We start from the raw sequence: 15,376 nt of genomic DNA on the forward strand, positions 1-15,376 counted from the left end.
CCCTAACCCTCTCCCACGGGCGGGAGAGGGGGCTGTTCTAAGCGATGTCGGAGTACAGCGCGGTCCTGCCCCCGAGCCTTTTCCGCTTACTCCGAGGCTTCGCGCAGCATCTCGTCGTGCGGAATATCCTGCAGAATCTGCTCAAAGCTGCGCAGACGTTTGTAGATCGACATCAGCGTAATCAGCGTGGACCACGAGGTGATCAGATACTGGAAGGAGGAGCGCACCTGGTCGAACACGTTGGTGATCTGGTTAAGCAGCCCCAGCGTGATGGTGCCCGCAACAATCGAGGGGAACAGCACGAACAGCCCGAACACATTGTCCACCTGCAGATAGAGAATGCGCGTGATGTTGAAATAGAGGTAGTGGAAATAGAGGCGGAAATAGTTGTGACGCACGCGGCTGAACAGCTCCTGCACCGTAGGCGGCGCGGCGCGCTGCGGATCGTCCTCGCCGTACACCAGCTCTTTACGGTACGCGGCTTCCACCCGCTGATTGCGGAACTCCAGCCCCGGCAGTTTAATCCCCACCAGCGCCAGCAGCGCGGTACCAAACAGCGACCACAGCAGCGCGGCGATCACCAGCGCATAAGGGATATTGCCGAGGATCGGCACTTCTTTCACATGATGCGATAGCGTCACCAGTACCGGCAGAAACGCCACCAGCGTCATGATGGCCTGGATAAAGCTGATGCCCCAGTCCTGCAGCGTACTGGCGAAGCGCATGGTGTCTTCCTGCACACGCTGTGCAGCACCTTCTACCAGACGCAGGCGCTGCCAGTTATGCATGTAGTAGTTGTTCATCGCGGTACGCCAGCGGAACACCCAGTGGCTGACGAAAAACGAGTTCATCACGCCGATCACTACCGCGATCAGCGCAATGCCGAGAAACGCCAGCACCTGCACATAGAACTGATTGATGCTCACCGAGCCGGCTTTGGTCAGCGCCTGCTGAATCATGTCGTAAAACGGACCATACCAGGCGTTAACGCCGACGCCTACCTGCACGCCAAACCAGGTGACAAAGATAATCAGTAACGATCCCCATACCGACCAGCGCTGCCACGGATGGTTGTCGATGATGCGCCACACCAGCGCAAAGGCGCCTCCCATGATCCAGTAATAGGCATAAAACCACAGCTGGCTGGCGTGGATAAAGCGGCTGGCGTTGGTCGGCAGCGGCTGCTGCATCGCCGCCTGCAAAGCGGGAAAGCGCGCCGGAAAATCATTGAAAAAGCCAAACCAGGCAAAAATGGCAATCAGGCTCCAAATCGCGGCCGAGCTGAAAAACAGCGCCGGCCGCGGAAAATAGGACTTAAACATAGGCACTCCGCTGTTGTGTGTACTCTTTATACCGCTTCCGGCATTTATCTGTCTGTTGTCGGTTGTATCCGACGATGACAGCATCGCCGCATTTATGTAAAGCGGCAGAGTTAGTTGTTAAGTTTTTTGTGCTCATTTGTTTCGGGAAACTAAATTATTAACGGCGATGGTGTTACACTATGCCAACTGTTACCGGTAACAGCCTTGCTGTATCCCTTAAAACGCCAATAAAAATCATTACAACGCAACTACTTAACTTTCATGCCGCATTATATGCGGTAATGAGGCAATGTCATGTCAGAAGAAAAAAAGGGTCACACTCGCCGGGATTTCCTGCTGAGAACCATCACCCTGGCGCCGGCAATGGCGGTAGGCAGTACGGCGATGGGCGCACTGGTCGCGCCAATGGCCGCCGGTGCGGCAGCGTCGTCGGCCGCGGCGCCGCAGCAGGCGCGCGAGTATCAACCGGTGTGGTTTACCGCCGAAGAGTTTGCCTTCATCAAAGCCGCCGTGGCGCGCCTGATCCCCAACGATGAACGTGGTCCTGGCGCGCTGGAAGCCGGCGTACCGGAGTTTATCGATCGCCAGATGAATACGCCGTATGCCACCGGCAGCAACTGGTATATGCAGGGACCGTTCAATCCGGATCTGCCAAAAGAGCTCGGCTATCAGCTGCCGCTGGTGCCGCAGCAGATCTACCGTCTCGGCCTGGCCGATGCCGATGGCTGGAGCAAACAGCAGCACGGCAAGGTATTTGCTGAGCTGACGCCCACGCAGCAGGACGCGCTGCTGAGCGCCTTCGAAAACGGCAGCGCGCAATTCCCGCAGGTGCCGGCCAAAACCTTCTTCGCCTTTCTGTTGCAAAACACCCGCGAGGGCTACTTCAGCGATCCGATCCACGGCGGCAATCAGGGCATGGTGGGCTGGAAGCTGATCGGCTTCCCTGGCGCACGCGCCGACTTTATGGATTGGGTAGAGCGCGGCGAACGTTATCCGTTCCCGTCAGTTGATATTCGCGGCGAGAGGGCGTAACCGTGGCAAATGCGTTAAAAAAAGTGGATGTGGCGATCGTCGGTTTCGGCTGGGCCGGGGCGATCATGGCGAAAGAGCTGACCGAGGCCGGTCTGCATGTGGTGGCGCTGGAGCGCGGGCCGCATCGCGATACCTATCCGGATGGATCCTATCCACAGTCGATTGATGAACTGACTTATAACATCCGCAAAAAGCTGTTCCAGGATCTGTCAAAAAGCACCGTAACTATCCGTCACGATGCCTCACAAACCGCCGTACCGTATCGTCAGCTGGCGGCATTCCTGCCGGGCACCGGCACCGGCGGCGCCGGCCTGCACTGGTCGGGCGTGCACTTCCGCGTCGACCCGGTCGAGCTGAACCTGCGCAGTCACTACGAGCAGCGTTACGGCAAAAACTTTATCCCGGAAGGCATGACCATTCAGGATTTCGGTGTCAGCTATGACGAGCTGGAACCGTTCTTCGATCAGGCGGAAAAAGTGTTCGGCACCTCCGGCAGCGCCTGGTCAATCAAGGGCAAAGTGGTGGGCAAAGAGAAAGGCGGCAACCCGTATGCGCCGGATCGCTCCAGCGACTTCCCGCTGCCCGCGCAGAAGCGCACCTGGTCGGCACAGCTGTTTGCCCAGGCGGCGGAATCGGTGGGCTATCACCCTTACGATATGCCGTCGGCCAACACTTCCGGTCCTTACACCAATACCTACGGCGCGCAGATGGGGCCGTGCAACTTCTGCGGCTACTGCAGCGGCTACGCCTGCTACATGTACTCCAAAGCGTCGCCGAATGTTAACATTCTGCCCGCGCTGCGCCAGGAGCCGAAGTTTGAGCTGCGCAACAACGCGTATGTGCTGCGCGTCAATCTGACCGACGATAAAAAACGCGCGACCGGCGTCACCTATCTGGACGGTCAGGGACGTGAAGTGGAGCAGCCGGCGGATCTGGTGATCCTCTCCGCCTTCCAGTTCCACAACGTGCACCTGATGCTGCTATCCGGCATTGGCAAGCCGTACAACCCTATCAGCAACGAGGGTGTGGTCGGCCGTAACTTTGCCTATCAGAACATCTCCACGCTGAAGGCGCTGTTTGATAAAAATACCACCACCAATCCGTTCATCGGTGCCGGTGGCGCCGGCGTGGCGGTGGATGATTACAACGCCGATAACTTTGACCATGGCCCGTACGGCTTTGTCGGCGGTTCACCGTTCTGGGTCAACCAGGCGGGCACCAAGCCGATCTCCGGCCTGCCGACGCCAAAGGGCACGCCGAACTGGGGCAGCCAGTGGAAAGCGGCGGTGGCGGATACCTATAACCATCACGTGTCGATGGATGCGCACGGCGCGCACCAGTCGTATCGCGCTAACTACCTCGATCTCGATCCCAACTACAAAGATGCTTACGGCCAGCCGCTGCTGCGTATGACCTTTGACTGGCAGGACAACGACATCAAAATGGCGCAGTTCATGATCGGCAAGATGCGCAAAATCACCGAAGCGATGAATCCGAAGATGATCATTGGCGGCGCGAAAGGGCCGGGTGCCCATTTCGATACCACCGTGTACCAGACCACGCACATGAGCGGCGGCGCCATCATGGGCGAAGATCCTAAAACCAGCGCGGTGAACCGCTATCTGCAAAGCTGGGATGTGCCGAACGTATTTGTCGCCGGCGCTTCTGCCTTCCCGCAGGGACTGGGCTACAACCCCACCGGCATGGTGGCGGCGCTGAGCTACTGGTCCGCCAAAGCGATTCGTGAACAGTATCTGAAGAACCCCGGCCCGCTGGTACAGGCATAAGGAACATGGCGATGATCAAAAGTTTAACAGCCCTGTTGCTGGGCACCCTGTCGTTCGCCGCGCTGGCGGAGGACACCGCCGCCGATGCGCTGGTGCAGCGCGGTGAGTATCTGGCGCGCGCCGGTGACTGCGTCGCCTGCCACAGCACCGCAGGCGGTAAACCGTTTGCCGGCGGCCTGCCGATGGCGACGCCGATTGGCACCATCTACTCCACCAATATCACGCCGGATAAGGCAACCGGCATTGGTGACTACAGCTATGACGACTTCCAGAAAGCGGTGCGTCATGGCGTGGCGAAGAATGGCGACACGCTCTATCCGGCGATGCCGTATCCGTCCTATGCGGTGGTCAGCGATGACGACATGAAGGCGCTGTATGCCTACTTCATGCACGGCGTGGCACCGGTGGCGCAGGCTAACAAAGAGAGCGACATTCCGTGGCCGCTGTCGATGCGCTGGCCGCTGGCGATCTGGCGCGGCCTGTTTGCGCCAGATGTGAAGGCGTTCCAGCCGGCAGCGCAGGAAGATCCGGCGCTGGCGCGTGGTCGCTATCTGGTGGAAGGACTGGGCCACTGCGGTGCCTGCCACACACCGCGCAGCTTCACTATGCAGGAGAAGGCGCTGAATAACGGCCAGGGCAATGATTACCTTGCCGGCAGCAGCGCGCCGATTGACGGCTGGACCGCCAGCAACCTGCGCGGTGACAATCGCGATGGTCTGGGGCGCTGGAGCGAAGCGGATCTGCAGCAGTTCCTGCGCTATGGCCGTAACGATCACACGGCGGCGTTTGGTGGCATGACCGAGGTGGTGCAGCACAGCCTGCAGTATCTCAGCGATGCGGATATCAGCGCGATTGCCCGTTACCTGAAATCGCTCGGCGCGAAAGATCCGTCTCAGGCGGTGTTCCGTGAGGATGACGCAGTGGCCCGGGCGCTGTGGAAAGGTGACGACAGCCAGCCGGGTGCCGGCGTGTATGTCGACAGCTGTGCGGCGTGTCATAAAACCGACGGCAGCGGCTATCAACGCTTCTATCCGGCACTGCGCGGGAATCCGGTGGTGATGGCAGAGGATCCGACGTCGCTGATTCACATCGTACTGGTCGGCGGCACGCTGCCGGGCGTGCAAGGCGCACCGACCGCGATCACTATGCCGGCGTTTGGCTGGCGTCTGAACGACAGCCAGGTGGCGGATGTGGTGAACTTTATCCGCAGCAGCTGGGGCAACGGCGTGCAGACCAAAGTCACGGCGAAACAGGTGGCGAAACTGCGTCAGGATGACAGCGTGCAGCCAAATCAAGGCAGCGCGGATATCCGGGTGCTGGAAAAGCAGTAAGTCTGTCTTAAGCATTCCCTTCAGGTCATGGCGCGGTTCATGGCCTGAGGGATACGAAAAATCCCACTAAAATTCATTATCTTAGATTTTCCTTTCAGACGTTTCTTGTAAGAGATTTCTCCCCCCACGTTTAAAAATCCCTGCCGCTTATTAAGCGTTACTTTAACGATATTAACTCTGGCGAAAAGGATGACCATATGTCTGTAGGCTATTACGACCCGACCAAACCGGGGCAGGAGAACTACGTCAATTCACCTTATCAGTACTGGAAAGGGGTGATTGAGGATAAGAGCGTCAGCTATATCGAATTTGCCATTAACGGCCAGCTGTTTACTACCCAGGTTCAGGCCGATGGCAGCTGGGAGTATCAGCTGCCGCTGCGGCTGGAAGAGGGGAGCCACAATCTCACCGTGCGCTTTTTCGACCGGGCCGGCAACGCCGGGATTCCGTTCCAGACGCGGCTGGAAGTCGATCTCAGCCCGCCCGATATGCCGGCGATTATGCGCGTACTGGATGATTTTGGACCGGTGCAGGGCCCGGTTGGCAATAAAGGCTTCACCGATGATAAAACGCCAGCTATTTCCGGTTATGCCGAGCCGGACAGCATTGTCCGCCTGTACAGCAACGGCGTGCTGACTGGCAGCGTGCAGGCGGCGAAAAATGGTCAGTGGACCATTACGCCGGCACTGAGCGACGGTGAACAGCGCCTGTCCGTCACCGCCACCGACAAATTTGGTCAGGTGAGTGTCGATTCCCCGGTCTATACGCTGTTCGTCAATACGCCGCGCATCGATAAGCCGCAGCTGCTGGAAGTATTTGATAATGAAGGGGTGAATACCGGTGTGATCAAAGCCGGTAGCGCAAGCGACGATCGCAGCCCACGCCTGAGCGGCAACGCGCCGCTGGATGCCGAAAACGTCATCATCTACGTCAACGGGGTACGCGTCGGCGCCGCACCGGTGATTGACGGGCAGTGGCGCTGGGAGAGCAACGTTGATCTGCTGGGCTACGGTGAAAACACCATTACCACCCGTGCGCAAAATAACCGTGGTGAGTTGAGCCATGCGAGCGAGCCGTTTACCTATACGGTGGTGCCCACCGCGCCGGTGAAGATTGAGTATGCGCTGGATAATTTTGGCCCGGCACAGGGCAAACTGGAAAACGGCGCGCTGACCGATGACTTCACCCCCACGCTCAAAGGCACGGCGGAAGCCAACAGTATCGTCTATGTGTATGCCACGCGCGAAAACGGCAGCTGGTGGCTGAAAGGCAGCACCCAGGCGGATGCCTTTGGCCACTGGCAGGTGGAAATCGCCCGACTGGATGGCGGTGCCGGCCCGTATCACTTCCAGGCCAGTAATAGCCCGACGCGCGATCCCGCTGCGCCGCTGTTCGACCTGTATGTGTCAGACAACGGCACCCGCCTGAAGCCCACCATCAACGCGGCGCACGATAATGTCGGGCCCGAGCAGGGCAAATTAATCAACGGTGCCACCACCGATGACATGGCGCCGACGCTGCAGGGCAAAGCCGAAGCCAACAGCATGGTGTATATCCATGCGCGGCATATTGATGGCCACTGGGTGGTGTTAGGCAGTGTTAAGGCCGATGCCTGGGGCAACTGGATAACGGAAGTGCGCGCGCTGCGCGGGGGATACGGCACTTATGAGTTTCAGGCTGCCAAAACTTTTGAGCGCGACACCAGCGCCGAGGTGTTCAGTCTCAACATGGTGCCGGAAAAACCCGGCATCGTTTCTGCCTGGGATAATTTTGGCGCGCAGACCGGCGTGCTGCATCAGGGCGATGTCACAGATGACCTGACGCCAACGCTGAAAGGCCATGCTGCAGCAAACAGCGTGGTTTATATCTATGCCCGTCACGTGAACGGGGTATGGGTGACGCTCGGCAGCGCCGTTGCGGATGCTCATGGTCACTGGCAAAGCGAAGTGCGTGCGTTACGCGGCGGCTTTGGCAAATACGAGTTCCAGGTGTCAGACAGCCCGGTGCGTGACGCCGCCGCCGACGTTTTCGACCTGACGATAATCTCCGGCAAGACAGAGATTATTTCTGCGTGGGATGACAGCGGACCAAAGCAGGGCCAGCTGAAAAGCGGTGATATCACCGATGATATGACGCCAACCCTGAAAGGCACGTCTGCACCCAATAAGGTGGTGTACATTTTCGGCTGCCATATTGAGGGCCACTGGGTATTAATGGACTCGGTCACAGCGGATGCTACGGGTAACTGGAGCTACCAGTCTTACGATCGCTCGCCGTGGAAAGGACTGACGCAATTTCAGGTCAGTGATAGCGCCATTCGTGATGTGAATGCGCCAACCTTTCTGCTGGAGATCAATGTCGATCCGCCGAAGGTCGATCACAAGGGGTTATTGTGGAATTTCAACGACGGCACCCAGCAGGGCTGGATCGCCAGCGGTCTGTATCACAAAAATGACAACATTGCTGTTAAGCGCTGGAGCGCAGGCAATTCCTCTTATGAGTTGGGTTCCATGACCAACGGTTCAAACACCAACGGCTTCAAAGGAGAAGTGGTTTATCGCTATATTCAGGTCGAAGCGGGTAAAACCTACCAGTTCGATTTTGATGGCTACCGTATTCCTGGCGGTAGCCTGAAACCGAAAATCGGTCTGGACGTTAATGGAGAGAAAGTGATTCCCAACATGGGCCTGGATGCTGCCTGGAATCATTTCAGCGGACTGTATACCGCCAGCAAAACAGAAGTGGTTCGCGTGGCGGTAACCAATGAGGTTAATAACGGTAACGGCAACGATTTCGCTATCGATAACATCGGGGTTAAAGAAATCAGCCGGGTTCGTGGACAACCTGATCTGGTGAAAGACGCTAACGGTCATCCGCGCTATATCGATTTTAAAACCGGGGTCAGTTATACCATCGATGACAGTCTGAAAATGACGCTGATTAAAGGACCGAATATCGGCGGCGAGCAAAAAACGCTGAAGCATGGCGAAATCATTGTTGGCCGTGGCGGCCAGATGAAGCTGGATTTCGACGGCGTGGCGGAGAAAGTGGTGCTGAAATCGGATTATGTGCACAGCAAAGCCAATTACATCGATTTCTATGACACACAAGGTAAATTGCTGCACAGCTATGAGCTAAAGGCGCATCCGGGCACCCTGCGAAGCGACATTGTCGAGTACCACGCGCCGGCCGGTAAGCTGATCGGTTCAGCCGTGGTGCGCGTCAATCCGGCTGAAGTGGATTCGGTGAACAATCCGGGCGGCGTGCGCATCAGTGACGTTGAATGGGGCATGCATGATTATCATGTCGGTATCACCGCCTTTGATGTTCCTGCCGTCATCACCCTGGGCGATGAATTCGCCGTTTCCCTGAGCGATGTGCTGGCGCAGGGCAAGCAGGGCAGCACCATCGATATGACGGGTCACGGCAAAAACGTCCTGAGCGTAACGGTTGACGATATCCTGCAGGTTGGAAGTCAGGATCTGTTCGTGAAAGACGGCAAAACCCAGTTGCTGATCAAAGGCGATGCGCAGGACGTGGTGAAACTGGATGACATCCTCGGCGACGGCGGTGACGTGGGCGATTGGGTGAAACAGCAGGGCAGCACCACGGTGGCTGGCGTGAAGTATCAGGTTTACAGCCACAGCGGCGTCGATGCCGACGTGCTGATCCAGGAAGGGGTGAAAACCGAACTGGTGTAAATCTGGAGGGGGCGGAAACGCCCCCCAAAAGTTTGCACCAGGACGTAGCGGCGCGATTTATCGCGCGATGAATCGTGCCGCTCCAAAGGGCGCGCATTGCCGGGCTGAACCGGCCGCCGCCCACCCTGCGCCCGTCCGGTTTAAATGTTTTCCAGATCCAGTCCCCGCGTCTTCGGCCCGTAAATCCCGACCGACAGCATCACCATCAGCATACTCAGCACGATAAACACGATCACCCCCTGACTGCCGGCATACTGCAGAATCAGGCCAATCAGAATACTGCTGAAAGCGGTCGACAGCCGGCTGAATGAATAGCAGAAGCCGACGGCGCGCGCACGAATGTGCGTCGGGAAGATCTCGGTCTGATAGGCGTGATAGCTGAAGGTCAGCCAGGCGTTGCTGTAGGTGATCAGGAAACCGCACACCACCATCAGCAGCGGGTTGCTGGTCAGCGCGAACAGCGTGCCGAACACCACCGTCATCAGCGATGAAAAAACGATCTGCCATTTGTTTTCCAGCCGGTCGGCGTAGCGGCTGCAAATCAGCGAGCCGAGCGGATAGGCCAGCGTGATGAAAAAGGCGTACAGCAGGCTGTGGGTGACGGTGGCCCCCTTGCCGGACAGCAGCGCCGGCAGCCAGTTACCGAAGCCGAAGAAGCCAATCGCCTGGAAGAAGTTCATCACCACCAGCATCAGCGTACGCTGGCGATAAGCCGGTGCCCAGATTTCGCTAAAGCGCCCTTTTTTCGGCAGCTGTGCCGTCGCATCACGCTGAGAGAAATCGTCTCCCGGCGCAATGCCACAGCGTTTTTCCATCTCGCTCAGCACCCGGTGCGCGTCCTGATGCCGCCCCTGCTGCGCCAGCCAGCGCGCCGACTCCGGCAGATTTTTACGGATAAACCAGATCACCAGCGAGCACAGCGCACCGGCGATCACGACCCAGCGCCAGCCTTCGAGGCCGAGCAGGGTTTGCGGTACCAGCCACCATGACATCAGCGCTACCGTCGGCACCGACAGGAACTGAATGAAAAAAGAGAAGGCAAACGCGCGGCTGCGCAGATGGGCCGGCACCCACTCCGACAGATAGGTATCGATGGTCACCAGCTCGACGCCCAGACCGATTCCGACCAGGAAGCGGCACAGAATAATCATCTCCGCGCTGTGCTGGAACGCCATCAGCAGTGAGAACGCACCGTACCACGCCAGCGCGCACATAAAGGTCAGGCGACGGCCGAAGCGGTCGGCATAGGGCGTCAGCAGGCTGGCACCGACAAACAGGCCGAGAAAGGTCGCCGAGGCGAACGCCGCCTGATCGGCGATACCAAACACGCCAGCGGTGCCGGTGTGGAACACGCCAGCGGCGACCAGCCCGGCGCTGATGTAGCCGGTTTCAAACAGGTCGTACAGCTCAAAGAAGCCGCCGAGCGCCAGCAGCGTAATAAAGCGCCACAGCCCGGCGGAAGAGGGCAGAGCGTCGATGCGCCCGGCCAGCGTCTGGCGTTCGGTCGCGATGCGATCGGTCGCCACCCCTGTCGAATAGGTGGTTGTCATTATGATTGTTACCTCGGTGTTTGCAGGATCCGCCCGGTGGTGGTTTGTCAGAAATCATTAACCGTTAGCAAGCGAAGAAATAGCAGAATAATCAATTCGTCCGGGGTTGCCGAGAGGCGTAGCGGTGACATTTTGGCAACGTGCGTTGCAATTCACAGAAAGCGGTACGCCGTCCATGGCGCCAGGTCAGGGCAGATACGGATAAACGCCCGGACCGATGGGCAGGCCCAGCAGATACCACACCAGCAGCAGCGCGATCCACGTCACAAAGAACACCAGCGGATACGGGAAGATCAGCACGTAGTAGGTGCCGAGCTGCGCATCTTTTTGATAGCGCTGCAGGAAACCGAGGAACAGCGGCAGAAACGGCGACATCGGCGCCAGCGGCAGCACGGCGGAATCGGCGATGCGGAAAATCATCTGGGCAAACGCCGGGTGAAAGCCGAGCAGCATAAACATCGGCACAAACACCGGCGCGAGGATCGACCAGATCGCCGAGCCGCTGGCGATAAACATGCACAGAAACGCCGAGAGGAACATCAGGCCGAGAAAGGCCGGCGCACCGCTGATGCCGGCGCTCTCCAGCATATCGGTCAGGCCGATGGCCATAAACTTGCCCATGTTGCTCCAGTTGAAGAACGCCACGAACTGCGACAGCGGAAACACCATGACGATAAAGCCGGCCATGCTCTTCATCGGATCCACCAGCAGTCGGGGGATGTCGTCAGCGCGGCGAATCTGCTGCGTCACCGCGCCATAGGCAATCGCCACCACAAAGAAGAACAGGATGATGATCGGCACGATGCCCTGAATAAACGGCGAAGGGATGATGCCGCCGGTTTTCGGGTTGCGCAGCGGAGCATGCTCCGGCACCACCAGCAGCGCCATCACGCCGATGAACACCAGAGCGGCGAGACCGGCCGCCTTCAGGCCGCGATTCTCCTGCGCCGTCAGCGGTGGCAGGCGATCGTGGTGGCCGCTGTTCCAGACGGGCAGGCGCGGTTCGACAAATTTATCGGTCAGCAGCGCGCCGGCCACGGTTAGCACGATGACCGAGCTGGCCATAAAGAACCAGTTATCGATCACGCTGACGTGGACCGTGTCGCTGACCGCTTTGGCGGCCTCTGTACTGATGCCGGAGAGCAGTACGTCGGTGGTGACGATCAGCAGATTCGCGGTAAAACCCGACGCGACGCCGGCAATCGCCGCCAGCAGGCCCGCCACCGGATGACGCCCGACGGCAAGGAAGATCAGCGCGCCGAGCGGCGGCATCACCACCAGTGCCGCATCGGAAGAGATATGGCTGAAGAACGCGATAAACAGCACCATATAGCTGGCGTAGCGACGGCTGACGCGCGACGCCATTTTCACCATCAGCGACTGCAGCAGCCCGACTTTTTCCGCCAGCCCGGCCCCGATCACCAGCGCCAGAATGGAGCCCAGTGGGGTGAAACCGCTGAAGTTTTTGATGATGTTGGGCAGGATCCACTGAATGCCCGCCACGCTCAGCAGGTTATTGACCCGCACCAGTTCGCCATTGGCCGGATTTTTAACAGCTACATCAAGGCTGCTGAGAAGCGCGGTGGCGATCATCAGCACCACGATCAGGTAGACAAACAGTAAGAACGGGTTCGGCACTTTGTTGCCGACCCGCTCAATCCAGCTGAACAGCTTGCCGGGACTGCGATTTTCGGTCATCACTTCCATCGGTAGATCCTCATGAGTCGTCTTGTCAGTTATGTTTGCGTAATGCTTATATTTTTTTAATGGTGATGCGTTGGTACCAGGTCGCCATAAATGGCGACCCTACACGATAAGGAGCGGTGACCACCGGTCACGCCCTCGTAGGGTGCGCATTTATGCGCACCTGGCGTAATGCGTTGCTGAACTCAGGATGCTAATGTCGATGGCTGCACGCCGGCCGGAATCGGGCACACGTACGGCTGCTCACGGCGCACGCGGTCAAACTCTTCACGACAACGCGCCAGCGCGGCATCATCGTGCAACAGCGTCAGCGCGGTGGCGGCCAGCACTTTGGCGGCCAGGCACATCCCTTTGTGGGCAATCGGCGTGCGCCCCTGTGCCACCAGCTGCCAGGTGTGCAGCGGCGTGCCGAAGGCAAAGCAGGGCGCAAAACACTGCGCCGTCGGCGTTACCCAGCTCACATCCCCAACGTCGGTTGAGCCGAACAGCAACTCGCGCGTGACCGCATACGGCGCTACCTCATCCATCAGCACTTTATCCCCCAGCGCCTCAGCCCAGGCGATACCCGCTTCGCCGCCGGTGCGCGCCGCATTCAGTCGCGCGTTACGCAGATCGTCTTTGCTCAGCGTGGCGCGGATCTCTGCCGCAAACGCCTGTTCCTGCGCGCTGTAGTGCGGCAGACCAAAATGGTGCAAATTACGTTCCATCACCGCTTCCAGCGCGCGGTTGGGCACATAGTTGGAGCAGGCTTTTTCAAAACGTACCGTCATCTGCGTATCGGTCATCAGCGCCGCGCCTTTGGCGATGTTAATCACGCGCTGATAGATATCCTGGGCCTGGTCGAGCTGCGGCGCGCGAATCAGGTACAGCACTTCGGCATCGGCCTGCACCACGTTGGGCGATACGCCGCCGGTTTGGGTGACCGCATAGTGCAGGCGCGCCTCCTGCACAATGTGCTCGCGCAGAAAATTCGCGCCGGTGTTCATCAGCGTCACCGCGTCCAGCGCGCTGCGCCCGAGATGCGGCGAGTTAGCGGCATGCGCCGCCACGCCTTTGAAGTGAAACGCCGCCTGAATATTGGCGAGGGTGCTGAGGTTGAACATGCCGCTGAAGCCTTCCGGGTGCCAGGTCACGGCAGAATCGACATCATCAAACAGCCCCTCGCGCACCATAAAGGTTTTACCCGAGCCGCCCTCCTCGCCAGGGCAGCCGTAAAAGCGCAGCGTGCCGCGTCCGCCCTGTTCTGCCCACCAGGCTTTGATGGCGAAAGCGGCGGCCAGGCCGGCGGTACCGAGCAGGTTGTGGCCGCAGCCGTGACCATTGCCGTTTTCCACCAGCGGCTCAGGCGTGGCGCAGCCCGCCTGCTGGCTCAGGCCGGCCAACGCATCAAACTCGCCGAGGATGGCGATCACCGGCTGGCCGTGGCCGATTGAGGCGATAAACGCGGTGTCGAGACCGCCAACGCCGCGCTCGACCTCAAACCCCTCCTGGGCCAGCGCATCGGCCAGCAGCGCAGACGATTGCGTCTCTTCGAAACGGGTTTCCGGCACGTCCCAGATGGCATCGCTGAGGGCACTGAAACGCGCCTGGTGCTGGTCGATGTAACGATCGATGAAGTCGTGTGCGCTCATCGGGCACCGCCGAATTGCGTCTGATTAAGCGCCAGCGTAGCCAGCATCTGCACGGCAGTAGCCATCACCGCTTCATCAAAGTCGAACCGCGCATTGTGATGGCCCGCCGCCAGCTCGCAGCCGAAGATGACGTAAGACGCCTGGCCGCCGCGCTGCTGCACGCGCTCCATCATGTAGGTAGCATCTTCGGAACCGGCCGCCTGCTGTTTGCTGTCTATCACCGAACTGAACAGGCCGGTCGCCTCGGCCTGCTGATGGATAAAACTGACCCACGCCGGGCTCGGCGTGCAGCTGCGTGCACCGCCCATCAGCGTGACCTCGTGCTCAACGCCGTACATCGCCGCGGCACCGGCAATCACGCGCAGCGCCTGTTGATAGATATCGTCGTTGACCTGATTACTCGCGCCGCGCGTTTCCACCTTCATCAGCGCAACATCCGGCACTACGTTGCGTCCGCTGCCGGCCTGTAAGACACCAACGTTAACGCGCGCCACGCCGCCGCTGTGCTGCGGCAGAGTGTGCAGCGCCAGCGTGGCCTGCGCCGCCGCCAGCAGCGCGTTGCGTCCCTCTTCCGGTTTGCCACCGGCATGCGCGCCGACCCCGGTAAAACGCACGTCCAGCTTGGTCGTGGCGAGAAAGCTGTCGCTGCCGCAGACGATCTCGCCCGGCGGCACGCCGGTTCCAAGGTGAATGGCGGTGAACAGATCGACATCATCAAGCACGCCCGCGGCCACCATGGCTTTGGCACCGCGTACGCCTTCTTCCGCCGGCTGAAAAATGAGTTTTATGCGACCGCTCAGCTGGTGCTTCATCGCCATCAGCACGCCCGCCAGCGCCAGACCTATGGTGGTGTGACCGTCGTGGCCGCAGGCGTGCATCATGCCGGGATTGCACGAGGCGAAGCCTTCGCGCGTCGGCAGGTGATCGGCGGCGGCGCTTTCCGTCTGGTCGAGCGCGTCCATATCAACACGAAAGCCCATCACCGGACCGGGACGTCCGGTGTCCAGCGTCGCCACCACGCCGCAGAAACCGCCGGAGAAGTGGGGCAGCCACTGTGGCAGCGCGCCCTGCTGCAGCGCCCGCGCTTCCTGCTGCGCCAGCACTTCAGCAGACGGCAGACCCATGCGCGCATCGGCATCAATCACCTCACGGCCCAGCTGCAGCTGATAACCAAGACGATGCAGCTCTTCCGCTACCAGCGTGGCGGTGCGGAACTCCAGCCAGCCGGATTCAGCATACTGGTGCAGGTCGCGGCGCCATGTCTGCATCTGCGGTATCCGTGCGTTGACGAGGTCGGAAAGGGTGTTCATCGGCTGTT

9 protein-coding genes are annotated in these 15,376 nt (G+C 59.4%); 4 read left to right on the forward strand and 5 right to left on the reverse strand.

Going from position 1 to position 15,376, the window contains the following annotated elements:
- Positions 1-86: 86 nt before the first annotated feature.
- Entirely contained in the window at positions 87-1,322 is a 1,236-nt protein-coding gene (sbmA, locus tag FT726_RS00250) for a peptide antibiotic transporter SbmA (protein ID WP_021507809.1), read from the reverse strand.
- A gap of 294 nt (positions 1,323-1,616) precedes the next feature.
- Between sbmA and FT726_RS00255 the strand changes: the two genes are divergently transcribed.
- The 4 genes from FT726_RS00255 to FT726_RS00270 all read left to right on the forward strand — a co-directional run bounded on the left by FT726_RS00255 (position 1,617) and on the right by FT726_RS00270 (position 9,173).
- Entirely contained in the window at positions 1,617-2,354 is a 738-nt protein-coding gene (locus tag FT726_RS00255; RefSeq protein ID WP_058780874.1) for a gluconate 2-dehydrogenase subunit 3 family protein, read from the forward strand.
- 2 nt (positions 2,355-2,356) lie between these two features.
- Complete coding sequence (locus FT726_RS00260) at positions 2,357-4,141, forward strand: GMC family oxidoreductase (RefSeq protein ID WP_222951366.1); 1,785 nt, start codon at positions 2,357-2,359, stop codon at positions 4,139-4,141.
- Between the two features lie 11 nt (positions 4,142-4,152).
- The gene (locus FT726_RS00265; protein WP_346302291.1) at positions 4,153-5,472 is read left to right on the forward strand and encodes a cytochrome c; all 1,320 of its coding nucleotides are present in this window, start codon (positions 4,153-4,155) and stop codon (positions 5,470-5,472) included.
- A gap of 197 nt (positions 5,473-5,669) precedes the next feature.
- On the forward strand, positions 5,670-9,173 hold the full coding sequence (locus FT726_RS00270) for an Ig-like domain-containing protein (protein WP_346302292.1): 3,504 nt from the start codon (positions 5,670-5,672) through the stop codon (positions 9,171-9,173).
- 140 nt (positions 9,174-9,313) lie between these two features.
- On the opposite strand, the gene FT726_RS00275 is transcribed toward FT726_RS00270, so the two are convergent.
- The 4 genes from FT726_RS00275 to FT726_RS00290 all read right to left on the reverse strand — a co-directional run bounded on the left by FT726_RS00275 (position 9,314) and on the right by FT726_RS00290 (position 15,368).
- Complete coding sequence (locus FT726_RS00275) at positions 9,314-10,723, reverse strand: MFS transporter (protein ID WP_346302293.1); 1,410 nt, start codon at positions 10,721-10,723, stop codon at positions 9,314-9,316.
- 186 nt (positions 10,724-10,909) lie between these two features.
- Positions 10,910-12,430: a p-aminobenzoyl-glutamate transporter gene (gene abgT / locus FT726_RS00280; protein ID WP_346302294.1), complete on the reverse strand. Its 1,521-nt coding sequence runs from the start codon at positions 12,428-12,430 to the stop codon at positions 10,910-10,912.
- 182 nt (positions 12,431-12,612) lie between these two features.
- Positions 12,613-14,058 (reverse strand): M20 family metallopeptidase, encoded by a 1,446-nt coding sequence (locus FT726_RS00285; RefSeq protein ID WP_346302295.1) that lies wholly within the window; start codon positions 14,056-14,058, stop codon positions 12,613-12,615.
- A complete protein-coding gene (locus FT726_RS00290) occupies positions 14,055-15,368 on the reverse strand; it encodes an amidohydrolase (RefSeq protein ID WP_058780868.1) in 1,314 nt (437 codons plus the stop codon). Before FT726_RS00290 ends, FT726_RS00285 begins: the two co-directional genes overlap by 4 nt.
- Positions 15,369-15,376: the final 8 nt, after the last annotated feature.

The organism is Pantoea sp. Morm (assembly GCF_016643525.1).
GTDB classification, from domain to species: Bacteria; Pseudomonadota; Gammaproteobacteria; order Enterobacterales; family Enterobacteriaceae; genus Pantoea; species Pantoea dispersa.

Bases quoted from the DNA above. Each gene is read 5' to 3' on its own strand.
- sbmA (WP_021507809.1), bottom strand. From the start codon at position 1,322: ATGTTTAAGTCCTATTTTCCGCGGCCGGCGCTGTTTTTCAGCTCGGCC.
- FT726_RS00255 (WP_058780874.1), top strand. From the start codon at position 1,617: ATGTCAGAAGAAAAAAAGGGTCACACTCGCCGGGATTTCCTGCTGAGA.
- FT726_RS00265 (WP_346302291.1), top strand. From the start codon at position 4,153: ATGATCAAAAGTTTAACAGCCCTGTTGCTGGGCACCCTGTCGTTCGCC.
- FT726_RS00270 (WP_346302292.1), top strand. From the start codon at position 5,670: ATGTCTGTAGGCTATTACGACCCGACCAAACCGGGGCAGGAGAACTAC.
- FT726_RS00275 (WP_346302293.1), bottom strand. From the start codon at position 10,723: ATGACAACCACCTATTCGACAGGGGTGGCGACCGATCGCATCGCGACC.
- abgT (WP_346302294.1), bottom strand. From the start codon at position 12,430: ATGGAAGTGATGACCGAAAATCGCAGTCCCGGCAAGCTGTTCAGCTGG.
- FT726_RS00285 (WP_346302295.1), bottom strand. From the start codon at position 14,058: ATGAGCGCACACGACTTCATCGATCGTTACATCGACCAGCACCAGGCG.
- FT726_RS00290 (WP_058780868.1), bottom strand. From the start codon at position 15,368: ATGAACACCCTTTCCGACCTCGTCAACGCACGGATACCGCAGATGCAG.